Origin of the sequence: Halothiobacillus diazotrophicus, assembly GCF_001663815.1 — a bacterium.
Taxonomy (GTDB): domain Bacteria; phylum Pseudomonadota; class Gammaproteobacteria; order Halothiobacillales; family Halothiobacillaceae; genus Halothiobacillus; species Halothiobacillus diazotrophicus.
The window spans coordinates 1685001-1710888 of sequence record NZ_CP016027.1; the positions used below are offsets into that span (position 1 = coordinate 1685001).

22 protein-coding genes are annotated in these 25888 nt (G+C 62.1%); 13 read left to right on the forward strand and 9 right to left on the reverse strand.

Annotated elements, in window-relative coordinates:
- Positions 1–23: 23 nt before the first annotated feature.
- Complete coding sequence (gene tyrS / locus A9404_RS07445; protein WP_066099693.1) at positions 24–1235, reverse strand: tyrosine--tRNA ligase; 1212 nt, start codon at positions 1233–1235, stop codon at positions 24–26.
- Positions 1236–1313: 78 nt separating this feature from the next.
- On the opposite strand from tyrS, the gene A9404_RS07450 reads away from it, so the two are divergent.
- Together A9404_RS07450 and A9404_RS07455 are read left to right on the forward strand one after the other, a co-directional pair.
- Entirely contained in the window at positions 1314–2777 is a 1464-nt protein-coding gene (locus A9404_RS07450; RefSeq protein ID WP_066099695.1) for a peptidoglycan DD-metalloendopeptidase family protein, read from the forward strand.
- Between the two features lie 35 nt (positions 2778–2812).
- Complete coding sequence (locus tag A9404_RS07455; protein WP_066099699.1) at positions 2813–3994, forward strand: anhydro-N-acetylmuramic acid kinase; 1182 nt, start codon at positions 2813–2815, stop codon at positions 3992–3994.
- 49 nt (positions 3995–4043) lie between these two features.
- On the opposite strand, the gene A9404_RS07460 is transcribed toward A9404_RS07455, so the two are convergent.
- From A9404_RS07460 to argC, 3 genes are all read right to left on the reverse strand, one after another.
- On the reverse strand, positions 4044–5204 hold the full coding sequence (locus A9404_RS07460) for a citrate synthase (RefSeq protein WP_066099702.1): 1161 nt from the start codon (positions 5202–5204) through the stop codon (positions 4044–4046).
- Positions 5205–5219: 15 nt separating this feature from the next.
- Complete coding sequence (gene erpA / locus A9404_RS07465) at positions 5220–5582, reverse strand: iron-sulfur cluster insertion protein ErpA (RefSeq protein WP_066099706.1); 363 nt, start codon at positions 5580–5582, stop codon at positions 5220–5222.
- A 117-nt stretch (positions 5583–5699) separates the two neighbouring features.
- Entirely contained in the window at positions 5700–6734 is a 1035-nt protein-coding gene (gene argC / locus A9404_RS07470) for an N-acetyl-gamma-glutamyl-phosphate reductase (protein WP_066099709.1), read from the reverse strand.
- Positions 6735–6890: 156 nt separating this feature from the next.
- On the opposite strand from argC, the gene A9404_RS07475 reads away from it, so the two are divergent.
- The 5 genes from A9404_RS07475 to A9404_RS07495 all read left to right on the forward strand — a co-directional run bounded on the left by A9404_RS07475 (position 6891) and on the right by A9404_RS07495 (position 13424).
- Complete coding sequence (locus tag A9404_RS07475; protein ID WP_066099712.1) at positions 6891–8714, forward strand: chloride channel protein; 1824 nt, start codon at positions 6891–6893, stop codon at positions 8712–8714.
- 39 nt (positions 8715–8753) lie between these two features.
- Positions 8754–9278: a peroxiredoxin family protein gene (locus A9404_RS07480; RefSeq protein WP_066099715.1), complete on the forward strand. Its 525-nt coding sequence runs from the start codon at positions 8754–8756 to the stop codon at positions 9276–9278.
- A gap of 83 nt (positions 9279–9361) precedes the next feature.
- Positions 9362–10126 (forward strand): type I methionyl aminopeptidase, encoded by a 765-nt coding sequence (gene map / locus A9404_RS07485; protein ID WP_066099718.1) that lies wholly within the window; start codon positions 9362–9364, stop codon positions 10124–10126.
- Between the two features lie 41 nt (positions 10127–10167).
- On the forward strand, positions 10168–12774 hold the full coding sequence (gene glnD / locus A9404_RS07490; protein ID WP_066099721.1) for a [protein-PII] uridylyltransferase: 2607 nt from the start codon (positions 10168–10170) through the stop codon (positions 12772–12774).
- Entirely contained in the window at positions 12771–13424 is a 654-nt protein-coding gene (locus tag A9404_RS07495; protein WP_066099725.1) for an RluA family pseudouridine synthase, read from the forward strand. The genes glnD and A9404_RS07495 overlap by 4 nt, the downstream gene beginning before the upstream one ends.
- Positions 13425–13439: 15 nt before the next feature.
- Here the strand turns inward: A9404_RS07495 and A9404_RS07500 are convergent, their stop codons facing one another.
- Positions 13440–13832: a VOC family protein gene (locus A9404_RS07500; protein ID WP_066099728.1), complete on the reverse strand. Its 393-nt coding sequence runs from the start codon at positions 13830–13832 to the stop codon at positions 13440–13442.
- Positions 13833–13954: 122 nt separating this feature from the next.
- On the opposite strand from A9404_RS07500, the gene dapC reads away from it, so the two are divergent.
- The 3 genes from dapC to dapD all read left to right on the forward strand — a co-directional run bounded on the left by dapC (position 13955) and on the right by dapD (position 17390).
- Complete coding sequence (gene dapC, locus A9404_RS07505) at positions 13955–15160, forward strand: succinyldiaminopimelate transaminase (RefSeq protein ID WP_066099731.1); 1206 nt, start codon at positions 13955–13957, stop codon at positions 15158–15160.
- 62 nt (positions 15161–15222) lie between these two features.
- Complete coding sequence (locus tag A9404_RS07510) at positions 15223–16437, forward strand: carbohydrate porin (RefSeq protein ID WP_066099734.1); 1215 nt, start codon at positions 15223–15225, stop codon at positions 16435–16437.
- Positions 16438–16565: 128 nt separating this feature from the next.
- Positions 16566–17390 (forward strand): 2,3,4,5-tetrahydropyridine-2,6-dicarboxylate N-succinyltransferase, encoded by an 825-nt coding sequence (gene dapD / locus A9404_RS07515; RefSeq protein ID WP_156521369.1) that lies wholly within the window; start codon positions 16566–16568, stop codon positions 17388–17390.
- Between the two features lie 109 nt (positions 17391–17499).
- Here the strand turns inward: dapD and aspS are convergent, their stop codons facing one another.
- The 4 genes from aspS to A9404_RS07535 form a co-directional block, all read right to left on the reverse strand.
- On the reverse strand, positions 17500–19311 hold the full coding sequence (gene aspS / locus A9404_RS07520) for an aspartate--tRNA ligase (protein WP_066099739.1): 1812 nt from the start codon (positions 19309–19311) through the stop codon (positions 17500–17502).
- Positions 19312–19350: 39 nt separating this feature from the next.
- Entirely contained in the window at positions 19351–20034 is a 684-nt protein-coding gene (locus A9404_RS07525) for a DUF502 domain-containing protein (protein WP_066099742.1), read from the reverse strand.
- Positions 20035–20273: 239 nt separating this feature from the next.
- The gene (locus A9404_RS07530; RefSeq protein WP_066099744.1) at positions 20274–22283 is read right to left on the reverse strand and encodes a methyl-accepting chemotaxis protein; all 2010 of its coding nucleotides are present in this window, start codon (positions 22281–22283) and stop codon (positions 20274–20276) included.
- A 220-nt stretch (positions 22284–22503) separates the two neighbouring features.
- The gene (locus A9404_RS07535) at positions 22504–23751 is read right to left on the reverse strand and encodes an AmpG family muropeptide MFS transporter (RefSeq protein ID WP_066099747.1); all 1248 of its coding nucleotides are present in this window, start codon (positions 23749–23751) and stop codon (positions 22504–22506) included.
- A 118-nt stretch (positions 23752–23869) separates the two neighbouring features.
- On the opposite strand from A9404_RS07535, the gene A9404_RS07540 reads away from it, so the two are divergent.
- The 3 genes from A9404_RS07540 to aroB all read left to right on the forward strand — a co-directional run bounded on the left by A9404_RS07540 (position 23870) and on the right by aroB (position 25886).
- Positions 23870–24169 (forward strand): YcgL domain-containing protein, encoded by a 300-nt coding sequence (locus A9404_RS07540; protein WP_066099750.1) that lies wholly within the window; start codon positions 23870–23872, stop codon positions 24167–24169.
- Positions 24170–24193: 24 nt separating this feature from the next.
- Positions 24194–24610: a hypothetical protein gene (locus A9404_RS07545; protein ID WP_066099753.1), complete on the forward strand. Its 417-nt coding sequence runs from the start codon at positions 24194–24196 to the stop codon at positions 24608–24610.
- Positions 24611–24728: 118 nt separating this feature from the next.
- A complete protein-coding gene (gene aroB, locus A9404_RS07550; RefSeq protein ID WP_066099756.1) occupies positions 24729–25886 on the forward strand; it encodes a 3-dehydroquinate synthase in 1158 nt (385 codons plus the stop codon).
- Positions 25887–25888: the final 2 nt, after the last annotated feature.

Here is a 25888-nt window from a genome sequence, read left to right on the forward strand (position 1 = left end):
CTATACAGCGCCCATTTTTTCCGTCAAGCCCCTTCGGTGACATTTGTCACAATTATTTTCGCCATGCGCCGCTTCCCGACCTGGATGATGTATTCACCCGCATCGATGACCGCCGCGCGATCCGTTACCACTTCGCCGCCGATCCGTACCGCGCCAGCCTGGATATGCCGGAAGGCCTCGGAGGTGGAAGCAACCATACCGATGACCTTCAGCGCCTGGGCAACCCCCAGCCCCGCCTCGAGGGCATGTTCGGGCAGATCATCCGGAATCTCCGACTTGGCAAAACGCGCGATGAATCGATCGCGGGCCTGGGCCCCCGCCCCGATTCCATGGAAACGATCGACGATTTCCATGGCGAGTTCGAACTTGATGTCGCGGGGATTGCGCCCATCGCGCATTTCCTGCCGCAGCGTCTCGATTTCCGACAGCGGTCGGAATGACAGCAACTCGAAGTAACGCCACATCAGATCATCGGAAATCGACATCAGCTTACCAAACTGCTCATCGGGCGCCTCCTCGATACCGATGAAGTTGCCGAGCGACTTGGACATCTTCTGCACGCCATCCAGCCCCTCGAGCAGCGGCATCGTGATGACGATCTGCGGTGACTGCCCATACTGCTTCTGCAATTCGCGCCCCATCAGCAGGTTGAACTTCTGGTCGGTCCCTCCCAGCTCGACGTCCGCCTTCAGCGCCACGGAATCGTAGCCCTGCACCAGCGGATAGATGAATTCATGAATGGCGATCGGCTGATGGCCCGCATAGCGCTTCGAGAAATCGTCGCGCTCCAGCATGCGGGCCACGGTCTGACGACTGGCCAGCTGAATCAGGTCGGCAGCCGACATCTCGCCCATCCATGCGGAGTTGAAGACGACCTCGGTTTTCGCCGGATCCAGGATCTTGAATATCTGACGCTCGTAGGTCCGGGCGTTTTCCAGCACCTGAGCCCGTGTGAGCGTAGGCCGCGTGGCACTCTTGCCGGTCGGGTCGCCGATCATGCCGGTGAAGTCGCCGATCAGGAACAGGATGTGATGCCCCATCACCTGGAATTGACGTAACTTATTGATCAATACGGTATGCCCCAGGTGCAGATCCGGCGCAGTCGGGTCGAAACCGGCCTTGATGCGCAACGGACGACCTGACGCCAGGCGCTCCCGCAACTCGGACTCGATCAGGACCTCCTCGGCACCCCGACGGATTTCAGCAAGAATGGGATCTAAAGGGTTGTTCACGATGGTCTCTCATTCATTGAATACTAACTGCAAGCGCGGTATGGTAACCGCTTATAGAAATTTTTATGAATGGATGCCCAAATGCAGAATCGATATTTGTTCGGTAAACGAAAATCCCGTACCGGGGTTCTTCTGACCGGAACCGCACTGTTACTGGGGCTGACGGGACTCGGTGCGGTCATCGCGAAGGTCTCGACGCCGACCGACCCGGCGCTGGATAAACGTATCGATCAGAGCATTGCCGATGCCGTATCTTCGCCGGAAATCCCCTTACCCCTCGAAAACCCCCGTCCCGCCAATGACCAGGAACCCGCCCAAACGGCCGCACTCGACGCCCCCCAGGACGACCTGTTCAGTACGCCAAGCATCGACTTCACCCCACCCACACCACTCCCCAGCCTGCCCAGCGCACCCAAGGTCATCACCAAAACGGTCAAGGTTACCTCCGGCGACAGCCTCTCCACCGTTTTTGCCCGTGCCGGCCTCGGTTACCAGGACGTCGATCGCCTGATGGCATTGGGCGACTCCGTTGCCCCCCTGAAAACCCTGCATCCCGGCGACGAATTTTCCTTCCGGCTTTCCCCCGATCAGAATTTCCAGGGCCTGACCTACCAGATCGCACCGAACAAATCCCTGGCGGTCAGTCTTGACGAGCACGACCAACTGTCCGCCCACGAGATCGTGCTGCCCATGGAAACGCGCCTCACTACCGCCGAGGGCACCATTGACAGCTCACTCTATCAGTCCGCCATCGACACCGGTCTCTCGGCCAACATCGTGATGCAACTCGCCGATATCTTCGGCTGGAAAATCAACTTCCTGAAAGATGTGCAAAACGGCGACCACTTCCGCATTGTCTACGAGGAGAATTTCCTCAACGGAAAGCATGTGGATACCGGCCGCGTGATGGCGGCGCAATTCACCAACAACGGCAAGGTTTACCAGGCCGTACGCTATACCGCGCCGGATGGTAAAACGGGATATTACGAGCCCAACGGCGCCAGCCTCGGGCGCGGCTTCCTGCGCTATCCGGTCGAATTCTCACGGATCAGCTCCCGTTTCAACATGCACCGGATGCACCCGCTCTACCACAAGATTCGGGCGCACAAGGGCGTCGATTTCGCCGCACCGACCGGCACACCGATTCATGCCGCCGGCGGCGGTCGCATCGAGTTCATCGGCTGGCAACACGGCTACGGAAAGGTCATCAAGATCAAGCATGACGGCGGTTACGAAACCGTCTACGGCCACATGTCCCGCTTCAACCCGAAGATCAAGAACGGCACCAAGGTCGATATGGGCGAAACGATTGGCTATGTCGGTATGACCGGCGCTGCGACGGGCCCGCACCTTCATTACGAGTTCCACGTCAATGGTGTCTACACCGACCCGCTGGCTGCCAAACTCCCTGAGGCGAACCCGATTCCTTCCCGCTACCGCAAGGACTTCCTGGCCCAGACGCAATCGCTGGTCGACCAGATCGCACAAGCCCCCAAGAACACACCGATTCGTGCCGCCCAGGTGACAGGCCTGACGTCGGAATAATCCATCGGGCACACGTGTGACCACAGGGGGCTGACATGAGCGGGGAAAATCGGCGCCAGAGTGTAAAAGCACGACCCTTCATCGGCGTGATGAGCGGCACCAGCATGGATGCGATCGATGCCTGCATCGTCGACTTCTCGGCGGCCCGCCCGCGCGTGACGTCACACGCATCCCGCGCGCTGACTGACCTTCATGACGACCTTCGCGCACTGAATCCCGGCCGCCAGACATCAACCCAATCGGGTCAGGACACCATCGATCTTCTGGGACAACTGGACATTCGTATCGCCCACCGCATTTGCGAATGCATCGAGGAATTGCTCGATCAAGCCGGGCTTGGCGCAGAAGATATTGCGGCCATCGGCTGCCACGGCCAGACCATTCGGCACCGCCCCACGCTGTCGACCCCCTTCACTCTGCAGATCGGCGACCCCAATACCATCGCCGAACGAACAGGCATTCCCGTTATTGCCGACTTTCGGAGACGCGACATGGCTGCCGGCGGACAGGGCGCCCCCCTGGTACCCCCCGCGCATCGCGTCCTCTTCGGGTCGGACGCACCGGACGAAACGCTCATCGCCGTCAATCTCGGCGGCATCTGCAACATTACCGTGTCCCGTCCGAATGACGAGCTGGTCGGCTTCGATACCGGCCCGGCCAATACACTCATGGATGCGTGGATTCGTCGGCACCGCGATCTAGCCTACGATGAGGATGGCCGCTGGGCCGCATCCGGCACTCTACGCACGACGCTACTGGCCCGCCTGATGAACGAACCTTATTTCCACCAGCCCGCACCCAAATCGACCGGGCCCGAGTTCTTCAATCTCGACTGGCTCCTCGCCAGCGCGGGAGACGGTCTGGAACAACTACCCCCCGAAGACGTACAGGCAACGCTCCTGGCCCTCACGGCACAAACGCTCACGGCCGCCATCCGTCCCTGGGTCATGGCCGCGTCCACGCGCCCACGCGTCATCCTCGCCGGTGGCGGCGCCCGAAATCCGGTTCTGGTGGCGGCGATTCGGCAAATGATCCGGCATATGGCGCCGGAGGCCGTCGTCGAACTGAGCGATGAGTCGGGAATTGATGTGCAGTGCGTGGAATGCGCCGCCTTTGCCTGGCTGGCGCGGCAATTCCTTCTGGGGCAACCGGGGAATGCCCCTTCGGTTACCGGGGCGCGCGGCCCACGGATTCTTGGCGGCTATTACCCGGCTTGACGAAAATCGATAACGGGCAATCTCCGCCGCTACGGGCGCGGACGGGCAATCAGCCGTTCAGACGGGAGGGATAGGGGCGCGGGTCGTATCCGGTGTAGACCTGTGTCGGCCGGAAGATGCGATTCTGGCTGATCTGCTCCTTCCAGTGCGCCAGCCAGCCCGCCGTGCGGGAAATCGCGAAAATCGGCGTGAACTGATCGCGCGGGATACCCAACGCCTCGTAGAGCAGCCCCGAATAGAAATCGACGTTCGGGTAAACGCCCTTAGATGCAAGGCGCTCCTCGGCGCTGCGCTCAAGCTCGCGGGCAATTTCATATTGGGGAGAAATCTCGCCGCCCCGATGCTCCCGCAGCTGCTCCAGCAGGCCCTGCAGAATATCTGCCCGCGGATCCTTCGTCTTGTATTCCCGGTGACCGAAGCCCCAGACGACCTGTTTGTTCGCCAAGCGCTGATCAAGCCAGTCGGCAACCGCCGCCACGGAGGGAATTTCGTCCAGCATGTTCAGCACGCGCTGATTGGCACCCCCATGCAGGGGACCCGCCAGCGTACCGATGGCCGCCGCGACCACGAGATTCGGCGGGGCCAGGGTCGAGCCGCTGACCAGCGCCGAAAAGGTGGAGGCATTGATGGTGTGCTCGGCGTGCAGAATCAGACAGGCGTCCATGATGCGCGACTCGACGGCATCCGGCTCCCGCTCGTTCATCATGTAAAGGAAGTTTTCCGCGTAGGTCAGATCCGCCCGGGGCTGGACCGGATCATCACCGCGACGAATGTGCTCCCACATCGCCACGAGCGTCGCCATACTGGCGAGCGTCTTGATGATCATCTGTTCGACGAACTCGCTATCGGCATTGACGCCGTTTGCCGTCATGCGCTCCTGACCGGGATAGAACATGCCCAGACTGGCCACGCAGGTCTGCAGCGCCTCCATTGGATGCCCGTCGATAGGCAGGAACTTCATGATGTCCCGGACGTTGTACTTGACCCGACGGTTCCGGCCGTTGCGCAACTCGGCATCGAAGGCGGCCAACTGCTCCCGGTCCGGCAACTCGCCATTGATCAGCAGCCAGGACGTTTCCTCGAACGTACTGTGACGGGCCAGATCGACGATTGGGTAACCGCGATACGTGAGCAGGCCCTTCTGACCATCCAGAAACGAAATGGACGACTGGGTGGCGGGTACACCCTGTAAACCGGGAATGTATTCCATGCGCGCCGATAGCTCCTAAACCGAAAAAGATGAACCGCAGCCACAGGTCGTGGCAGCCATGGGATTACGGATCACGAACTGTGCACCGCTGATGTCTTCCTTGTAGTCGATTTCCGCACCCTCAAGGTACTGGATACTCATCGGGTCGACGAGCAGGGTCACCCCTTCCCGAACCACCTGGGCATCGTCTTCCTGAGCCGACTCCTCGAACATGAAGCCGTACTGAAATCCGGAACAGCCGCCCCCGGTGATAAACACCCGCAGCTTGAGGTCGGGATTCCCTTCCTCCTCGATCAGACTCAAAACCTTACGAGCCGCATTCTCGGTAAAAATCAGCGGCGCCTCCTCGACGGGGCTGGCAACATTTTCACTGCTCATGGTTTCTTTCTCCGAGCCCCTCGCAGGGCAATAACGTTAAACATGCCGGGCACGGCCTTCATATTCGGCGGGTGCTTTTGGCAATCCGCGCAAGGCCACGGACTCATATGTCCTCAATTATGGCGCCAGACCGATGAGATCCAAGCCCTGGTCTTCCGGGAAGCCGAGCATCAGGTTCATGTTCTGGACAGCCTGTCCAGCCGCGCCCTTGACCAGATTATCGATCACCGAGCTGACCACCAGCATCGAACCGCCGAGCGGCCGGTAGATTGCCACGCGGCACAGGTTGTTGCCGCGCACGCTACGCGTTTCGGGGTAGCTGCCGGGCGGCATGACATCCACGAACGGCTCATCGGCATAGTAATCCTCGAACAACGCCTGAACGTCCACCGGCGGCTCGTCGCGCAAGGGAATATAGATGCTCGACTCGATGCCGCGCACCATCGGAACGAGATGCGGCAGGAACGTCAGGCCCACCGGACGCTCCGACACGGCGACCAGGGTCTGCAGAATTTCCGGCTGGTGGCGATGCCCCTCGGCTGCATAAACCCGAAAACTCTCGCCGGCCTCGGCCATGAGCATCGGCACCTCGGCCTTGCGCCCCGCACCGCTGGTCCCGGACTTGCTGTCGACGACGAGTTGGCCATGGTCGATCCATTCCTGACCCATCAGCGGCAACAATCCCAAGGTCGCGGCCGTGACGTGGCAACCGGGGTTGGCGACGAGCTGCGCCGAACGGATTTCGTCTCGATACAACTCGGGCAGACCGTAGGCGGCCCGACCGACCCATTCCGGGGAGGCATGGGTCATGCCATACCATTTCGACCAGACGTCCAGATCGCGGATCCGGTAATCGGCCGCCAGATCGACGACCTTCACGCCCTGGGCCAGAAGTGCCGGGGCCTGCTGCATGGCCACCCCGTTCGGCGTGGCGAAGAACACGAGATCGCAGGCGGTCAGGTCGGCATCGTCCGGCGTGGAAAAACGCAGAGACAGGGCACCACGCAGGTTGGGGTACAGAATATCCACCGGCATGCCCGCCTCGCCACGGGAGGTGATCGCCACGACCTCGACGCCACCATGGCGTGCCAGAAGCCGCATCAATTCCACGCCGGTATACCCCGTACCACCGACAATGCCAATTTTCTTCATGTTCACCCCATATCCGGATGGCGAAAAACGCCGCTCTGTCGCATCATAACAAAGGCGTGGTTTTCGTTAACAATAAACCTGTGGGCCGTTCTTTGACCGCCGGGACCAGCGCGTCAGGCAGAGCGGGCACAGCGACACCCACACTCAGGATACTCCGTGCGTCCCAAAGTTCACCAGATACTCGACCACATGCGCCTTCGGCTCGCGAAGCCGGATGCGCTGATCCACATGGCCATCCTGGGCCTGTTTGCGGGCCTGCTTGCGTCCGCCCTGGTGACGGCCTTCCGTCTCGTGCTCGAAGCACTGGAAATCTACTTTCTCGGCCTGCCCGCTCCGGGTGAATATGCGGCATTACCGCTGGAATGGCGGTTTCTGCTGCCGGCACTTGGCGGGATCACTCTGGGGTTGATCGTACACCGACTGCCCGTCGGCATCCGCAATGTCGGCGTCGGCCACGTGATCATCCGCTTCCATCGCTTCGAGGCAGACCTGCCCTGGCGGAATGCCGTCCTGATGTTCTTCAGCGGGATTTATGCCCTGCTGATCGGCTTGTCCAACGGTCGCGAGGGGCCGGGCATCCATCTCGGGGCATTCGGCGGCAGTCTCATCGGCCGCAAGCTCGACCTACCGCACAACAGTGTACGCACCCTGGTCGGCTGCGGTGCCGCCGCGGCGATCGCCGCCTCCTTCAACACCCCCCTGGCGGCCGTAATCTTCGCCCTCGAACTGATTGTCCGCCAATACACCCTCGCCACCTTCATTCCGATCATGCTGGCCTCGTCGGCGGGCGCCCTGTTCTCGACCCTGTTCTTCGGCAACAACCCAGCCTTCAACATTCAGCTGATGCACAACCTCGCCCTGTGGGAAGTCCCCATCCTGATCCTCCTGGGCCTACTCCTGGGCAGCTTCGCGGCGAGTTTCATCCAGATCATTGAAACATCCATCCAACGCACCTGGCGTTGGCCCGTCTGGCTCCGGTTCGGCATCATCGGCGTGCTGACCGGCATCATCGGACTCGCGCTACCGCAAGTCATGGGCGTCAGTTACGCCCCACTCGGCCTGGCGGCCGGCGCCAAATTCGCCCTCTGGTTCCTGGTGCTGCTGGTATTCGCCAAACTGATCCTGAGCGCGCTCACTTTCGGATTCGGCCTGCCGCTGGGACCCATTGGCCCTTCCCTCGTCATCGGCGGATTCACCGGTAGTGCCGTGGGCACCCTGCTGCTGAATTTCACGCAGATCCCGCTGTCGGACGTCGCGTTCTACACGGTACTCGGGATGGGCGCGATGATGGCGGCGACGCTGCAGGCACCACTGGCGGCCCTCGCCGCAGTCCTCGAGCTGACCGGAGATACGGGCGCCATCATGCCCGCGATGCTGACCATCATCGTGGCCAGCCTCACGAGCCGAGCCCTATTTCACAAGGATGGCATTTTCGACACGGTACTGCGCGCCAACGCGCACCAGATGCATGGCCTATCCCTCTGGCACGGTGCCAACGACGTCGGCATCAGCAGCGTGATCGAACGCAGCTTCGCCGAAGTCGCCCAGAACAGCACCTGGCGTGAACTGACGGCGGCGATCGCCGACAAACCCGCCTGGCTGATCGTGCGGGACGACGCACGTCAACCGATCGGCGTGTTGCCCCTCGCTACCGTGCAGAAGCTGCTGTCGCAACGTGCGCAGGCATCGACGGCCACCGACACCGGTAGCGAGGCCGAAACACCGGAAACGCAGACCACGGACACCCCCGGCAACGACACCCCTTCGGATGCCGCCCCAATCGATCTGGCCGAGACCTTCACCCTGATGCCGGTCGAGGCGGTGGATCTGGGCCTGACCCTGAACGAAGCCCGTGAACTCATGCGCCGTCAGCAGGTCGATGTACTGGTTGGACAGCGCATCACTGTTCCGCCCTTCAAACGCACCTACGGCGTACTGACACGGGCGGCACTGGAGGAGTACACCCGGAATGCGGCCTGATCCGTCCCAGACTCAAGAACACAGAACACAGGAAGCAACATGAACGATCATCCGCCTCAGTCCCCCGCCCGTCGCGCCGCCCTCCGCCTGCTGGGCGCAGTGGGCGCCGCCGGGCTTCTGGCTGGCTGCTCGACGGACACGCCGGTGAAGCTGAGCGGCATCACCGTCCAGACGCTTGAGGGGCAAACCGTCGATCTGGCCAAAATCCTTGGAAAGCCCACGGCCATCACCTTCTGGGCCACGACCTGCCCCGGTTGCGTCGAGGAAATTCCCCACATGGCGGCACTCCAGAAGAAATTCGGGCCCAAGGGCGTGCAGGTCATCGGTCTCGCCATGTCCTATGACGATCTGGGCCAGCTGCGGGCCATGGTGAAGGAAAAGGACATCCCCTACACGATCTGGCAGGACAAGACCGGTGCCGCGGCGGCGGCATTCGGCCCCGTACGACTCACGCCGACCTTCTTCGTGCTGGATCGGAAGGGGGTCATCCGCTATCAGAAGATCGGACCATTCGATACCCAACGCGTCGACCAGTTGCTGACCCAACTGACGGCGAACGCCTGAACCGTCCCGCCGAACGGAACGCAATGATCGCGGCCGGATTTGTTACACTCGTGCGTATTTGTTGCATTTAGCCTAGGGCCGACATGAGCGTCACGATCAAAACCCCGGAAGAAATCGAGAAGATCCGCACCGCCAGCCTGCTGGCCACCGAGGTGCTCAACCTCCTGCGGCCGCTGGTCGTTGCCGGCGTCACTACCGACTACCTGAACGACGTGGCCCACCGGCACATCACGGAAGTCCAGGGCGGCACGCCCGCCACGCTGGGCTATCACGGTTTCCCGAAGTCCCTTTGCACCTCGCTGAACCATCAGGTCTGTCATGGCATCCCGGGCGAGCGCAAGCTCGTCAACGGAGACATCCTCAACATCGACGTCACCGTCATCAAGGACGGTTGGTACGGCGATACCTCGGCCATGTACACAGTCGGAGCGCCCTCGATTCGGGCGCAACGGCTGATCGACGTAACCTATGACGCCATGATGCGCGGCATCGAGGCCGTCCGGCCCGGCGCCACGCTCGGCGACATCGGCCATGCCATCCAAAAGACCGCCGAGGCCAGCGGCTTTTCCGTCGTGCGGGAGTATTGCGGACACGGACTCGGCCGGAATTTCCACGAGGAACCACAGATCCTGCATTATGGTCGACCCGGCGAGGGGTTGGCACTGGAGCCGGGCATGGTGTTCACCATCGAGCCCATGATCAATGCGGGCAAAAAGGAAATCAAACTGCTGAACGACGGCTGGACCGTGGTCACCAAGGATCACTCGCTCTCCGCCCAGTGGGAACACACGGTCGCCGTCACCGAAACCGGGGTCGACATCCTGAGTGGTTCCGCCCGACCCGAGTAGCCGCCGACCCGCGCCCGCACCCCAGAGAGGTACGCTCAGGCATGACGACGACGCAAGCCCCCCATAAAGCCGCCACCGCCGTTCAGCAGCAGATCACGTCGCTCCACGGCCGGTGGCCGGAGGCCATCGTCGACGCCGCAGCCGCCGAGCGATTCCTCAAGGAGCTGAGCGACCAGATCGACCAGTTTCTGCGCATCCTCTGGCCCACGGATTTCGTCAACCAGCCGCTGGCTCTCGTTGCCGTCGGCGGCTACGGGCGGCAGGAACAATTCCCCCACTCCGACATCGACATTCTCATCCTGATCGACGACCACCGCTGGGATGAGGCCATCCAGACCTTTCTCTATGCATTGTGGGACGAGGGTCTGCCCATCGGGCACGCCGTGCGTACGCTCGACGAGTGCGTCGAGGCGGGTCGGGAGGACGTCACCGTCTACACCAACCTGCTCGATGCGCGGCTGATCATCGGTGACGCCCCCCTGTTTCAGGCCCTCATCGAGGTCGTTCGATCGGATCGAATTACCCAGGATTGGCCGTTCTTCCTCGCCAAACTGGCGGAGCAGAACCAGCGCTACGAAGCCCAGGACGCCATGGGTGCACGCATCGAGCCCAACATCAAGGAAAGTCCGGGCGGCCTGCGCGATCTGCAAACCATCCGCTGGATCAGCAACCGTGTGGCGGGAGCCGGCACGCTGGCCGGCATGCATCGCGCGGAACTGCTGCGCGATCAGGAATGGCACTCACTCGAAGCCGCTCAAGGGCTGCTCTACCGGGTCCGCATCGGACTCCATGCCCTGGCCGGCCGTGGCGAGGAACGGCTGCTGCTGATGCACCAGAAAGCCCTGGCAGCCCATTTCCAGTTCACCGAGGACAGTGACGGCAATCTGGCCGTCGAGCGTTTCATGCAGTCCTACTTCCGGGCGACGATCGAAATAGAACGGCTCAACCGACTGATCCTGCAGAATTTTCGCGAGCAACTCGACCCGCATCCGGCCACCGAAATCACGCCCCTCAATCCCCGATTTCAGATCCGGGGCAACCTGCTGGAAACGACGGACGCCCAGGTGTTCATGCGCGCCCCGACCGCCACGCTGGAGTTGTTCCTGCTGCTGGCCCAGCACCCGGAACTAATCGACATGAGCGCATCGACGGCCCGCCAACTGCGCGCCAACCTGTCGGTCATCGATGCCGGTTTCCGCAAGAACCCCCACGCCAATCAGCTGTTTCTGGAGATTCTTCGGGGGGAGCGGGGCGTCTATCGCGCCCTCAAGGCCATGAACCTCTCCGGGGTGCTTGCCGCCTACATCCCCGCCTTCGGCCAGATCGTCGGACTCATGCAGTTCGACCTGTTCCACGCCTATACGGTCGACACCCATACCCTGCTCGTCACGCGCAACCTGCGTCGCTTCTCGCGCCCGGAGTTCGCCAACGAACTGCCCATGGCATCGGCGATCTTCTCGCGGATCGAGAAACCGGAAGTCCTGTACCTGGCCGGGCTATTCCACGACATTGCCAAGGGACGTGGCGGCGACCATGCCATCCTCGGCGCCGTCGACGCGCGGATCTTTGCCCAACAACACGGCCTGCCGGAGGAGGCGGTCGACCGCCTCGCCTGGCTGGTGGAAAACCATCTCCTGATGTCCTTCACCGCCCAGCGCCGTGATATCGAGGATCCGGCCATCATTCGCGAATTCGGTCAGAAGGTCGGCTCCCGCGAACGGCTCGACGAACTGTTTCTGCTGACGGTCGCCGATATCCGCGGCACCAACCCGAACCTTTGGAACGCCTGGCGCGACGCCCTGCTCAAGCGTCTGCACCAATTGACCAGCGCCTGGTTCGAGGAAGGCGAGCAAAGCGCGCACGAAACCATTCGGACAAACCGGACCGATGCCCAGGATCAAGGTGAAGCTGCCGGCCTGTCGCGCGCGGGACTCCAAGCCTGGCTAGCCGCGCTGCCGGATGATTACTTCCTGCGTACCGATACCCTGCCGATCCTGCAGCATGCCCGACTGGCGCTGGAGCAAACCCCGTTACCAACGCTCGAAATCAGCAGCGATCCCGAACAGCATGCGACGCAGATTCTGATCCTGACGAACGACCACCCGGCCCTGTTCGCGCATATCGTGGCCGAAATCGACCGACAGGGACTCAACGTGCAATCAGCCAACATGACCCTGATCCCCGCAACCCAACCGGATCAACCGGACCGCGCCCTGTTCGAGTTTTTCGCGTTGAATGGGCAAGGAGCTCCGGCGCTGGATGCCTGGAGCATCGAGCATCTGACCGAACGGCTGACCGAACGACTGGCCCACCCGGAAGGCGCCCCCCCGGTCATCAGGCGGCGCATGAAGCCGCAACTGGCCAGCATTGACGTCGCCACTCAGATCGAGTTTCTGCCAGATCGTGCTCGCCAGCGCACACTCGTGCAGATCAGCACCAAGGATCGCCCCGGCCTGCTGGCCGACCTGACCGAGGCCTTTGCCCGCGAAGGGGTGTTTCTGCGCCATGCCCGCATCAGCACCCTGGGCGAGCGGGTCGAGGATGCGTTCTATGTAGTTGATGCACGGGATCGACCGATCGAGGTTCAGGAAACCCGTACGCGACTGGAGGCCACGCTGCGCGACGCCATCAACAGCAGCGATCGATGAACACTCAGACCGCCGGCGTGACGGACACTCGCGAACCGTGGCTTCTGTGCGCAGAGGCTCGGGATTATCTCGTCGTGGGCAAGCCTTGCCGAATGCTGTCCGTGCCGGGCAAGGACGCCCACAAGCAGGATTGCCTGATCGTCCGCGTCCAACAGGAATTCCCGGAAGCGCGAATCGTGCACCGGCTGGACTGGGACACCTCGGGCCTGCTCGTCCTGGCGCGGAACGCCCGTGCGCATAGCCTGCTTTCACAGGCGTTTCAGGACAGAAAGACGAAAAAACGCTATATCGCGCGGATCGACGCGCCGCTGGATCCGATCGAAGGGGACATCGATCTGCCCATCGGGCCGGATCTCGAGCGACGGCCCCGTTACCGCATCGACCCGGAACACGGCCGCCCCTCCCAGACGCGGTACCAAGTTCTGGACAATCATCCCGATTTCACGCGGGTGGCTCTCGAACCGATCACCGGCCGCTCCCATCAACTGCGGGTTCATCTGCTGGCACAGGGCCGACCGATCCAGGGGGACTCGCTCTATCATCCCGAACCGGCCCGTCACGAACGACTGATGCTGCACGCCGAACGGCTGGGATTCCCCGATCCGGAAACCGGAGCCTGGCGGGAATTCGAACTCCCGGCACCATTCTGAAATCGCCCATCACCCTCAAGCTGCCAGCCCGACGAGCTCCAGGGCATTGCCGTCGGGATCGCGGAAAAATACGGCATCGCGTCCGGATTTCGACCGCGTATACGGCCAACTCAGAGCGTCGAGCCGCGCAATGAACGGAGCGGTATCCGCCACGCGCAACGCGACGTGACGATCCCGACCGCCATGTTCCGGACGACCGGTGGCGGGATCGGGGTTGGGCAGTTCGAGCAAGTGCAAGGTGATCGTGCCGGAAAGTCGCAGCCAGGCCCCCGGAAAGCCGAGATCCGGACGATCCGCGTCCGCCAATCCCAGCACCTGCCGATAGAACGCCGCCGAAGCCTGCGCGTCTGACACCACGACGCTGACGTGATCCACGCCCAGAATGGCCCCATTCCTCACCTCATCCATCGCCCCATCACCCCTCAATTTCCTAAACCATCGCCGCGCGCAGGGTACGCCATGTCGTCCTGAACGGGCGCCCATTCACGTATACTAGCGGGCGTTGTTCATCGAGCCGACAAGACCTTTCCATGAATCCCGATCTCGCCCGCCTGTACCCCTATCCCTTCGAAAAACTGGCCGAACTCAAGGCCGGCATCACGCCCGCGACAATGGCAAAGCACATTGCCCTGTCCATTGGCGAACCCCAGCACGAGCCGCCTGCCGTGGCCATGAGCACCATGGCCCAATCCCTGGATGGACTGGCACGCTACCCGCTCACCCGGGGCGAACGCAGCCTCCGCGTCGCCATCGCCGACTGGCTGACCCGTCGTTTCCGACTGGACGCCGGTCAGATGGACCCCGACCGGCAGGTATTGCCGGTAGCCGGCACCCGGGAGGCGCTATTCTCCTTTGCACAGGCCGTGATTGCCAGACCGGACGATCCGTCGGCGCCACGACCGCTGGTGCTGATGCCCAATCCGTTCTACCAGATCTACGAGGGCGCCGCGTTCCTGGCAGGCGCCGAGCCCTATTACTACCCGACGGATGCGGCAAACGGCTTCCTGCCCGACTTCGCCGCCATCCCGGAAGAAATCTGGGCGCGCGCGCAGCTGATCTACGTTTGCTCGCCCGGCAACCCCAGCGGGGCGGTCATCGATCGATCGCGCTATCAAACTCTGCTGGCGCTGGCCGATCGACACGACGTGCTGATCGCCGCCGACGAATGCTATTCGGAAATCTTCGACGATCGAGGCGAAGCCCCGGCGGGCCTGCTCGAAATCGCCCACGAACTGGGTCGGAACGATTTCCGTCGGATCGTCGTGTTCCACAGCCTGTCCAAGCGCTCGAATCTGCCCGGCCTGCGCTCCGGATTCGTGGCCGGCGACGCGACGATTCTGGCGCAGTATCTGCGCTACCGCACCTATCAGGGCTGCGCCCTCTCCCTGCCTGTGCAGATGACCAGCATTGCCGCCTGGAACGATGAAGCGCATGTTCAGGAAAACCGTCGCCACTACCGGCAAAAATTCGATGCCGTGCTGGACATTCTCGCGCCCGTGCTGCCGGTACAACGACCCGATGCCGGCTTCTACCTCTGGACAAATGTGGGCGGGGACGAGCGCGAATTCTGCCGGGGACTGTTTGCCGAACAGAACGTGACGGCGCTGCCGGGTCGCTACCTGTCCCGCATCGTCGATGGCGTCGATCCCGGCGCCGGTTTCGTACGCATGGCCCTGGTGGCCGAACTGGCCGACTGCATTGATGCGGCCGAGCGCATCCGGGCGTTTCTGCGTTGAGCACTCAAGCTGCGCGACGACAGCCAGCAACCCTGTTTACTTTTGATGATCGGTTCCCATCCATGAATACCCGCTCCTTGTTCAAACCCCTTGCGATCAGTCTGACGTTGCTCGGGGCGTCATGTCCGACTTTCGCCCATAACGCCCCGACGAACGACGTCCCGCCCAAAATATCGCCCGCCCCAACCGTCGACACGGAACCCACACCACCGACGGCGGCCAGCTACCCGCCCCCCCTGGACGAAAGCCAGATGTTTTCGGTCTACGGGCACTGGGACAGCGAACTCGTCAGCAACCTGAAAGGCGGCATCCGCACGGGCAGCGCGTTCAACAGCGTGGCGGTCGGAGGCATCACCCTGCGCGGGGATGATCTCGGATTGCCGGACACCCTGCTCAACCTGTCCGTCATGGGCATCCGCGCAGGGCATGCCAACGGCAATCTGATCGGCGACACCCTGGGCAGCAGCAATATCGAGGGCACGCGAAGCCGGGTTCTGCTCGATACGGCATTCTGGCAGCAGAACTGGCTGACCCGGCCGGGGTTGCGGATCAACACGCGTCTCGGGATGTTCGACATCAATTCGGAATTCACGGGGACGGACAATGCCGCACAACTCCTGAACGGGTCTTTCGGCCCCGATCCGGCGATGACCGGCAACTTCACAGCCTCCACCTTCCCACTGAACGGCACCGGTCTCGTCGCTACCGTCGACAACGGCACGGGTGCAGCCAAACCCACCGGTTTCGCGCCATTGACCCTCAAGATCGGTCTGCTGCAGGGGGAAACCAATCAGCAGACCCAACCGTTCAACCAGGGCGTGCTCAACATCGTCGAAGGCCAATGGCGGCCTCAGGACGGCAGTACCCTGAAAATCGGCGTGTGGCGCAAGCGCGGATATGGCCGGCCGAATCTGCAAGGAGCCTATCTGAGCGGCGAACAGAATCTCTTCAGCGGGGATGGCACCGCCCTGGACGGTTTCGTGCGGGCCAGTACCGTGCATAGCGATACACCCGATGCCTTGACCCTGGACCGCTACCTCGGTGCCGGCGTCAACTGGCAGGGCCCGCTGGCGGGTCGTCCCGACGATTTCCTGACCCTCGGCGTCGGGCAGGCGCGCTTTCAACCAAGCGGTCGACACGAGCGCCTGATCGAGATCGCGTATATCTTCCGGGTGAACGATCGAGTCTTCCTGCAGCCCGACCTGCAATACATCGACCGCCCGTCCGGCACGCTGCCCGCCGCCTGGGTCGCCACGCTCCGCCTGCACCTCGAATGACCGTCCGGGCATGAACGCCGGGAACGCCGGCTTTCTGTCCGCCGCCGCGTTCCCTTGTTAGAATGCCCGACCAATAATCTTTACGACTCGCCGAACAGGAACGACACACCATGAATCAAGCCGTTGATCTGAACAGCCTCAAAGCCATCATCGAAGTCGCCTTCGAGGATCGCGCGAACATCACGCCGAATCAGGCGCCGGAAACCGTCCGCGCGGCGGTCAACACCGTCCTCGAACTGCTGGACAGTGGCAGCCTGCGCGTGGCCGACCGACGGGGCGTTGGCGACTGGATCGTCAACGAATGGGTGAAGAAGGCGGTTCTGCTGTCTTTCCGGCTCAACCCCAACAAGGTGGTCGAAAGCGGCGATCTGCGCTATTTCGACAAGGTGCCGACCAAGTTCGCCAACTGGGATCAGGCCCGCTTCGAAGAATCGGGGATTCGCGTCGTGCCGAATGCCGTCGCGCGTCATGGCAGCTTCGTGGCCAAGGGCGCGGTGCTGATGCCGTCCTACGTCAACATCGGTGCCTACGTCGATGAAGGCACGATGGTCGACACCTGGGCCACGGTCGGCTCCTGTGCCCAGATCGGCAAGAACGTCCACCTGTCCGGCGGTGTCGGCATCGGCGGCGTACTCGAACCCCTGCAGGCGGCCCCGACCATCATCGAGGACAACTGCTTCATCGGCGCGCGCTCCGAAGTCGTCGAAGGCGTGATCGTCGAGGAAGGTGCCGTGATCTCCATGGGCGTCTATATCGGCCAGAGCACGAAGATCTACGATCGCGAAACGGGCGAAATCCATTACGGCCGCGTCCCGGCCGGTTCGGTCGTCGTTTCCGGCAACCTGCCGTCCAAGTGCGGCAAGTACAGCCTCTACTGCGCGGTGATCGTGAAGAAGGTCGACGAGAAGACCCGCAGCAAGGTCGGCATCAACGCCCTGCTGCGCGACATTTAACCTGTCGCCGCACTCGACGCCCCCAAGCGTCGAGTAGGACCACAAAGAAAAAGCCCGCCGAAGCGGGCTTTTTTTCTGCCGAACGACCGTTTCGGATCGTTCGTGCCGGTCACTCCTTCTCGACGACCGGCTTGCGCACGCGGATCGACAGTTCGCGCAGTTGCGCCTCGTCGACTTCGCCCGGCGCATCGGTGAGCGGACAGGCCGCGGACTGCGTCTTGGGGAAGGCAATCACTTCGCGGATCGAGGTGGCGCCGCTCATCAGCATGACGACCCGATCCAGACCGAAGGCGACGCCCGCCATCGGCGGCGCACCGTACTTGAGGGCATCGAGCAGGAAGCCGAACTTCTCTTCGGCCTCTTCCGCCGAGATGCCCAGCAGACCGAAAATCCGTTTCTGCAGATCCTGGTCGTGGATACGCACCGAGCCGCCACCCAGCTCGTACCCGTTGAGCACGAAGTCGTAGGCGCGGGAACGCACGGCTTCGGGGTTGGAACCCAGCTGCTCGATGTCTTCCGGGTTCGGCGCGGTGAAGGGATGATGCAGCGCATAGTAGCGGCCGTCCTTCTCGTCGTACTCGAACATCGGGAACTCGGTCACCCAGAGGGCCCGGAAGCCCGCTTCCACGATGCCGAGATCATGGCCGAGCTTGACGCGCAGGGCACCGAGGGACTCGTTCACGATCTTGGCCTTGTCGGCGCCGAAGAAGACGAGATCGCCCGTTACCGCGCCGGTCCGCGCCATGATGCCGGCGATGGCCTCGTCGGTCAGGAACTTGAGGATCGGCGACTGCAGGCCCTCGCGGCCGGCGGCGGCATCGTTGATCTTGATATAGGCCAGACCCTTGGCGCCGAAGATCGAAACGTACTTGGTGTACTCGTCGATGGCGCTGCGCGGCAATTCGTTGCCTTTCGGCACGCGCAGGGCCGCCACGCGTCCGCGCGGATCGGTGGCGGGACCGGAGAAGACCTTGAAATCGACGTCGACCAGCAGGTCGGCGACATCCACGAGTTCCAGCGGAATCCGCAGATCCGGCTTGTCGGAACCGAAGCGACGCATGGCTTCCGCCCAGGTCAGCCGCGGCAACGGATCGGGCAAGGCGATCTCCACCGTGCGGGCAAACAGATGGCGCATCATGTCCTCGATCAGGGCCATCACTTCCTGTTCGTCCATGAAGCTCGTTTCGATGTCGAGCTGAGTGAATTCCGGCTGGCGATCGGCCCGCAGATCCTCGTCACGGAAACATTTGACGATCTGGTAGTAACGCTCGAGGCCGGCCACCATTAACAGCTGCTTGAAGAGCTGGGGCGACTGCGGCAGGGCGAAGAACTCGCCGGGATGGGTCCGCGACGGGACGAGGTAATCCCGCGCGCCTTCGGGCGTGGCACGCGTGAGTACCGGCGTTTCCACGTCGATGAACCCGGCATTGTCGAGGTACTCGCGCATGGCGCGGGTCACCTGGTGACGCAGACGCAACTTGGCCAACATTTCAGGGCGGCGCAGATCAAGATAGCGATGACGCAGGCGATGCTCCTCGGCAACGCGCTCGTCGTCGAGCTGGAACGGCAGCGGCTCGGAACGGTTCAGGATGCTGAGCCCGAGGCCCAGGACCTCGATCTGGCCACTGACGATATTCGGGTTCTCCGTCCCGGCCGGGCGCCGGCGGACCTTGCCGACCACGCGGATGACGAATTCGCTGCGCAGACTTTCGGCCATGCCGAACACGGTCAGGTCATCTGGATCGAACACGACCTGGACCATGCCGTCCCGGTCGCGCAGATCCACGAAAATGACGCCGCCATGATCGCGGCGGCGATTGACCCAGCCCACCAGCGTGATTTCTTGATCCAGCGCAGCCAGATCGACCTGACCACAGGTATGGCTTCGGGCGTTCAGAGAAAGGTTTTGCGGCGTGTTCATCGACAAAGTCCGTGCATTGATTCGGTAAAGGGCGGCATATTAGCCGGATATGGGGGGTTTTTCGAGCGCATCGGGCGGCAACGGTTCAGGTGCTGGCCGGGAATTGCCGCGCGGCACCACCACCCCAAGGGAGATCACCATGCGGAATCCCTCCTCAACGGTCATGTCCAGCTCGATCACCTCCTGTTCGGGTACCATGATGACAAACCCGGAGGTCGGATTGGGTGCCGTCGGCACGAACACCGTAATCAGATGCTGGGCCGTTTTTTCCTGCACCTCGCCGACGGGCTCACCGGCAAGAAAGGCGAGGGACCAGCAATCCCGGCGCGGATACTCGACCAGGACGACCTTGCGGAACGAGCGGGAATCCTGAGAAACGAAGGTCTCGATCACCTGCTTGACGGCTGAGTAGACGCTGCGGACCAAGGGGATGCGGTTCAGTATCGACTCGCCGATCGCCACCAGCTTGCGCCCCAGAAAATTCGCGACCAGTGCCCCGGTCAGCAACACCACCAACACGGCGAGCACCGCACCCATGCCGGGCACATTGAAGCCGAACAGGTGCTCGGGCCGATAGTCCGGCGGCAAGAGCAGAATGGTCTGATCCATGAAGCCGATCACGGCATTGATCACCCAGAAGGTGATGGCGAGAGGGGCCCAGACCAGAATTCCGGCCATCAGCCATTTGCGCAGGGTGGATACCTTGCTCGTCGATTCGCTCATAATTTCGTGGCTCTGTTGAGGGTCGCTCGATCGCATCCGGTCAAGGCGGGGTGGTCAACCCGGACGCCAGGGGCCGCGCGATCCGCATGGACGCATAGTGTGCCACATCTCCCAATAAACCATCGGGACTATCGGGCACCGATCTGCCCCGCCGCTCGTTTCCGCAGGTCACGTAACAAGGCCCGGCAAACCCGGGCCTTGTGGGGTAACCGTACGCCACATCCGTGGCGTCATCCCGATCAGATCTTGAACTGGCGGACCAGCTCGGCCAGCGTGGACGCCTGACGAGAGACGTCCGAACCGGCTTCGGCGGTCTGGGCAGCCGCTTTGGCCGTTTCGCCCGCAGTCACGTTGATGGACTCGATGTTCTGCTTCATGCCGCTGGAGACGGCCGTCTGCTCCTCCGCCGCCGCCGCAATCCGGGCATTCATATCGCTCAATTGATCGAACGACTGGGCAATGATGGTCAACATTTCGTTGGCCTCGGTGATGGCGTCGAGGCTTTCGTGACTAACCCCACGGCCTTCACCCATGGCCTCGACCGCATCATGGGCCCCATGCTGCAACTGGCTGATGATGCCCGAAATCTCCCGGGTGGATTCCTGGGTGCGCGTGGCAAGCGAGCGGACCTCTTCCGCCACCACCGCAAATCCGCGCCCCTGCTCGCCGGCCCGCGCCGCCTCGATGGCGGCATTCAACGCCAGGAGGTTGGTCTGATCCGCAATTCCACGAATCACATCCAGCACCTTGCCGATGGTCTGGCTCTGCACCGACAGCTGGTGAATCTTTTCTTCAGCGCGCAGGAGCGCTGCGTCCAATTGCTCGGCACTACGGGTACTCGTCGCCACCTTGCCCATCCCTTCGTGCAGCTTGTCATTGGCCTCGCGCACCGAACCACTCGCCATTTCCGCGCTCTGAGCAACCTCCTGAGCCGCTTCGAGGGTCTGACTCATCCCCGTGACCAGCGAATCCGTATCCTGCGCCTGCCGGCGGGCACCCTGCTGCCCCCGCTCCGAGGAGGCGGTCAGACGATTGGCCGAATCGGCCAGGGATCGCGTGGTTTCCACGACCTGGGTCACCAGGTTGTGGGCGGTTTCGGCAAAGGTGTTGAATGCCTGGCTCACCTCGGCAATTTCATCCCGTCCCGTCACGGGGAGTCGTTTGGTGAGATCGCCTTCCCCCTCCGCGATGTCCCGCATCCGCTCGGCCACACGACGCAGCGGCGAGGAAACGCCGAGGATCGACAGCATGGCCAGAATCCCGACAACCACGATACCCAGGAGCACCAGTCCCACCTGTCCGAGCATGGTCTGCGAAATGGTGGCATTGAGGGTCTGCGATTGCGCGTGGATCTGACTCCGTTCGGCCAGCACGATCTCCTCGACGGTTTTTTCCACCTGGTTGAACATCGGATCGAGCTTGGTACGGACGAGATAGGCATCCATCCGCCATTTATCCGACTTGTGAATCGCGAAGGCCTTTTGCGCCTGATCGATGAAATCGGGCAACAGTTTCAACAACTGGTCGACGGCATCTTGCTGCTCGAAGGTCAACAAGCCGGCATACTGTTTGTTGATCTCCTGTATCCGCTTGAGCACCTCGGCGGAATACAGGTCGAAATTATGCTCCAAGGCCGGACTCCGGAAGGCCATGAACCCACGCAGACCGGCCATGACATCGCCCCACTCCCCCCGCGCACGGGCGATCTCCAGAACCAGCGGGCGCCGGCTGGCCGTAGGACTGGGCTCGGCATCCGCTTCCGCACTAAGCAACGTCCCCATCAACCCGGATATCTGGATGGCCTTGGGATTCACATACTGGTTGGCGTATTCCATAGCGGGCAAGTTGAGCTTGTCGTCGGACGACACCTTCATCACCTCATTCGCATCCGCAACGAAGTGCTTGAGCTGCTCGTCCAGTTCGGCATATCCCATGCCGGAGTGCTTCTTGAGCTCGGCTTGTGCCGAGTCCACCCCAGCGATGGCGTCGTCAAACGCCTTGCGATCCCGCTCGCTCTTGCTTTGCAGATACAACCCCACCGAGGCCATCGCCCGCTCGATCTGGACGCGGATGGCGTCTGCGGCAAAAGCCGCTGGCTGGCGCTGGTAAATCACCTCATCCGCCACCTGCTGCACGCGGCCCATATTGAAGTAAGTCAGCACAGCCATCGAAAACATCAGCAATAGGATCAAGCCATAACCGAACATGTTCTTTTTGGCGATCGAAAAACCAGCTATCCAACTACTCATCCGACTGATTCCTTATTCTTGTTTTGGCATTTCGTCGTGATCCTGCGCTCACGTTACCCCGGCAGTCCTCACGATCTGTTAGCGGGGCTATCGGCCTGCCGCATCAAAACTTTAACACTCCACGCCCCTGCGCGGCGCGCCGATCAGCATTTTCGTCTTTCACATGCGTCAAACCACACATTCGCTGATCTCCTCGAACGATTTCGAACCTGAAAAACCCTCAATCCCGGGCATCCAACCGATCAATCATGGGGCGCAGGCGATGCAACAGCCAGAGTCCCGGCAACGCGCTGAGGAACGTAATGATGAAGAAGATCGGCCAACCCAGCGAGGCTGCGGTCAGACCGGCCAAGGGGCCGATATAGACGCGCCCCAGATTGGCCAGTGCGGACAGCAGCGCAAACTGGGTGGCGGAATAGCGGGCATCGCAAGCTGCCATCAGCAGGGCAACGAACGCGGCGGTACCCAGACCGCCAGTGAAATGCTCGAGCGCGATGACGGGCACCATCAACCCCAGGCTCGGTGCCAGCGCCAGCAGCGCATAGCCCAGATTGGTCACGGCCTGAAGGATGCCGAACAACATCAACGACCGATACAGCCCCAGCTTGACCATCCACGCCCCACCGAGGAGTCCGCCGATGATCGTGATCGACAGTCCCAGGCCGTTGTTGATCACGCCGATCTGCGACAGCGAAAAGCCCGCCCCACGGATGAGGAACGTGGTCGAAAGCGCACTGGCGAACGCATCGCCGAATTTGTAAAGAACGATGAGTGCGAAGAGCGCCCACACGTCCTTGCGCTGGAAGAACTCACGCAGGGGCCCCACCACCGCCTCCTCCAGACTCTTCGGCGCCAGACTCGCCGTATCCCGCTCAGGAGCCAGCAGGGTCGCAAGGATTCCGACGCCCATCAGCAGCGCCATCAGGAAATAGGTCACCGGCCAGCCGAAATACTGGGCGACAACCAGGGCCACACTGTTCGCGACGATCATGCCGATCCGGTAGGCCAGCACGAAAATTGCGGCGCCCAGCCCCCGCTCTTCGGCCGTGAGCGTATCGGTTCGCCAAGCATCGATGGCAATGTCCTGGGTCGCGGACAGAGTCGCCAGCAGCAGCGCCAGCAAGGCAAGCCCCCAGAGCTGCGATTCGGGATCCGTCAAGGCCATCAGCAACAGCACGCCGGCAATCGCGAGCTGCATCAGCAGCATCCAGCTGCGCCGGCGTCCCAGCCAGCGCGCACTGAACCGGTCGATCAGGGGCGCCCAGAGAAACTTCAGTGTGTAGGGGAGCCCCACGAGCGCAAACAATCCGATGGTTTCGGTTTTGATCTGACTGACGGCCAGCCAGGCCTGCAAGGTACCCGAACTGAGCAGCAGCGGCAGCCCGGAGGAAAAGCCGAGAAAAAGGACCGCCAGTTCGCGGCGCGAAGTGAGGATATCGCGCAGGGAGGATAACCAAGATGTCTTCATGAACACGCATCCTCGCATAAATCGAGGCGGTGCCGATGGTCAATACGCAATCCGGGGGATATTTCCGCTAAAATGCGGCACTTCAGCGATCACGAGTCATCTTAGAAACCCGAACGCCATGCAGTGCACCGTTTACAAAAGCAGCAAGAAAGCCGATTTGTATCTGTTCGTCCCCACGGATATTCAGCCGGACACGCTGGATCCCGCCATCCTTGCGCCCTTTGGCGCCCTGCAGGCCGTCATGACCCTCGATCTCTCCGCCGATCGCCGCCTCGCCCGCAGCGATACGGCAACCATCCGCAAACATATCCAGGCATTCGGATTTCACGTTCAGATGCCCCCCGGCAACGAGAACTGGGCCCACTGGGACAACCTGAAGGCCGGTATCCGCGGACAGGACCCGAACCCGGACGCCTAACCGACACCCCCAGGAACAGGAAACATGCCTCTTCTGCGCCACCTGCCCCGTCTCTTCCTCGCACTCGCCATCATGACGCTGGCAGCCTGCGGCTTTCACAATGGCCCCGACAAGGATGCCGTCCGACAGATTCTGCAGGATCAGATCGATCCATCCGGACAGGTCGTGGTTGTCCAGAGCATCGACGCATTGAACGCGGCAGAACAGACACCCAACTGGATCGTCGACGTCAAGGCCACCCTGCTGTTCAAGAAGAACGTGCAGCAACTCGCCCAGTCCCTGGAGCACGCCGCCTCAGGTTCGGACATGCTCGGTACCGTGGGCCAGATCGGTCTGGCCTTGCGGTTCGGCAATTTCAAGGCAGGCGAGACGCAACCCTATCAGACCCGCCTGGTACTGCTCCATGGCTCGGCTGGCTGGATGCCCGCGCCCGCCCGATAAACGGTGACCACAGGCCGTGCACCGGGTGGCGGGCTTCCTGATATAGTTCCGTCTTGCGCGCCTTGTTGCACGGTGTCCCGGCGCGCCGATTTGATTTCTTCCGTTAAGGTTGCTGAATATGTCCGAAGACCGCCCATTGGCCAATACCGCCACACTGAACGTCGACCTGGGTGACCGAAGTTACCCGATCTACATCGGCGCGGACCTGCTTCAGCAACCTGATCTGCTGGCCCGCCACATTCCGGGCGAACAGGCCGTCGTCATCTCCAATACCACGGTCGCCCCGCTCTATGCCGAAACGCTGCGCAGCGGACTGGCCCAGTTCAAGCACGTCGAACTCGTCGTGCTGCCGGATGGGGAGCAATACAAGTCGCTGGATACGCTGGGCACGATCTTCGACGCACTCGTCGACAAGCAGTGCGACCGCCAGACCACGCTGATCGCCCTGGGCGGCGGCGTCATCGGAGACATCACCGGTTTCGCGGCCGCCAGCTACCAGCGGGGCGTGCCCTTCATCCAGATTCCGACCACCCTGCTCTCCCAGGTCGACAGCTCGGTCGGCGGCAAGACCGGCGTCAATCATCCCCGCGCCAAGAACATGATCGGCGCGTTCTACCAGCCCCGTTGCGTGATCGCCGATATCCGCACCCTCGACACCCTGCCGGAGCGCGAGCTCTCGGCGGGTCTGGCCGAAATCATCAAATACGGCCTGTTGTGGGATACCGATTTCCTCGACTGGATCGAGGCCAATCTGTCCAAACTGCGCGCGCGGGACGAAACGGCGCTGCGCCACGCCATCACCCGTTCCTGCGCCATCAAGGCGGACATCGTCAATCAGGACGAACGGGAAGGCGGTCTTCGCGCCCTGCTGAACCTCGGTCACACCTTCGGTCACGCCATCGAAGCCGGCATGGGCTATGGCAAGTGGCTGCACGGCGAAGCCGTCGGCGCCGGCATGTGCATGGCGGCCAATCTTTCCCATCGACTGGAGTGGATTTCCGCCAGCGATCTTCATCGCGTGGAGACCATCGTTGCCGCTGCCGGCCTGCCGATTCGCAGCCCGGTCGAACTGCCGATCGAAACGCTCCGTAACCTGATGAACAGCGACAAGAAGGTACAGAGCGGCCGCTTGCGGCTGGTTCTGATGCATGGACTGGGTGCCGCACTGATCACCGACAAAGTCCCGGAAAACCTCATCATGGAGACCCTGCGCGCGACCCACGCGGGCACGGCCTCCGAATTGCCCGAGCCTCTCCAATTCACCGATAGCGAATAGGC

Excerpts from the sequence above, each read along its gene's own strand:
- A9404_RS07450 (WP_066099695.1), top strand. The coding sequence starts at position 1,314 with ATGCAGAATCGATATTTGTTCGGTAAACGAAAATCCCGTACCGGGGTT.
- A9404_RS07455 (WP_066099699.1), top strand. The coding sequence starts at position 2,813 with ATGAGCGGGGAAAATCGGCGCCAGAGTGTAAAAGCACGACCCTTCATC.
- A9404_RS07460 (WP_066099702.1), bottom strand. The coding sequence starts at position 5,204 with ATGGAATACATTCCCGGTTTACAGGGTGTACCCGCCACCCAGTCGTCC.
- erpA (WP_066099706.1), bottom strand. The coding sequence starts at position 5,582 with ATGAGCAGTGAAAATGTTGCCAGCCCCGTCGAGGAGGCGCCGCTGATT.
- argC (WP_066099709.1), bottom strand. The coding sequence starts at position 6,734 with ATGAAGAAAATTGGCATTGTCGGTGGTACGGGGTATACCGGCGTGGAA.
- A9404_RS07480 (WP_066099715.1), top strand. The coding sequence starts at position 8,754 with ATGAACGATCATCCGCCTCAGTCCCCCGCCCGTCGCGCCGCCCTCCGC.
- map (WP_066099718.1), top strand. The coding sequence starts at position 9,362 with ATGAGCGTCACGATCAAAACCCCGGAAGAAATCGAGAAGATCCGCACC.
- glnD (WP_066099721.1), top strand. The coding sequence starts at position 10,168 with ATGACGACGACGCAAGCCCCCCATAAAGCCGCCACCGCCGTTCAGCAG.
- A9404_RS07495 (WP_066099725.1), top strand. The coding sequence starts at position 12,771 with ATGAACACTCAGACCGCCGGCGTGACGGACACTCGCGAACCGTGGCTT.
- A9404_RS07500 (WP_066099728.1), bottom strand. The coding sequence starts at position 13,832 with ATGGATGAGGTGAGGAATGGGGCCATTCTGGGCGTGGATCACGTCAGC.
- dapC (WP_066099731.1), top strand. The coding sequence starts at position 13,955 with ATGAATCCCGATCTCGCCCGCCTGTACCCCTATCCCTTCGAAAAACTG.
- A9404_RS07510 (WP_066099734.1), top strand. The coding sequence starts at position 15,223 with ATGAATACCCGCTCCTTGTTCAAACCCCTTGCGATCAGTCTGACGTTG.
- aspS (WP_066099739.1), bottom strand. The coding sequence starts at position 19,311 with ATGAACACGCCGCAAAACCTTTCTCTGAACGCCCGAAGCCATACCTGT.
- A9404_RS07525 (WP_066099742.1), bottom strand. The coding sequence starts at position 20,034 with ATGAGCGAATCGACGAGCAAGGTATCCACCCTGCGCAAATGGCTGATG.
- A9404_RS07530 (WP_066099744.1), bottom strand. The coding sequence starts at position 22,283 with ATGAGTAGTTGGATAGCTGGTTTTTCGATCGCCAAAAAGAACATGTTC.
- A9404_RS07535 (WP_066099747.1), bottom strand. The coding sequence starts at position 23,751 with ATGAAGACATCTTGGTTATCCTCCCTGCGCGATATCCTCACTTCGCGC.
- A9404_RS07540 (WP_066099750.1), top strand. The coding sequence starts at position 23,870 with ATGCAGTGCACCGTTTACAAAAGCAGCAAGAAAGCCGATTTGTATCTG.
- A9404_RS07545 (WP_066099753.1), top strand. The coding sequence starts at position 24,194 with ATGCCTCTTCTGCGCCACCTGCCCCGTCTCTTCCTCGCACTCGCCATC.
- aroB (WP_066099756.1), top strand. The coding sequence starts at position 24,729 with ATGTCCGAAGACCGCCCATTGGCCAATACCGCCACACTGAACGTCGAC.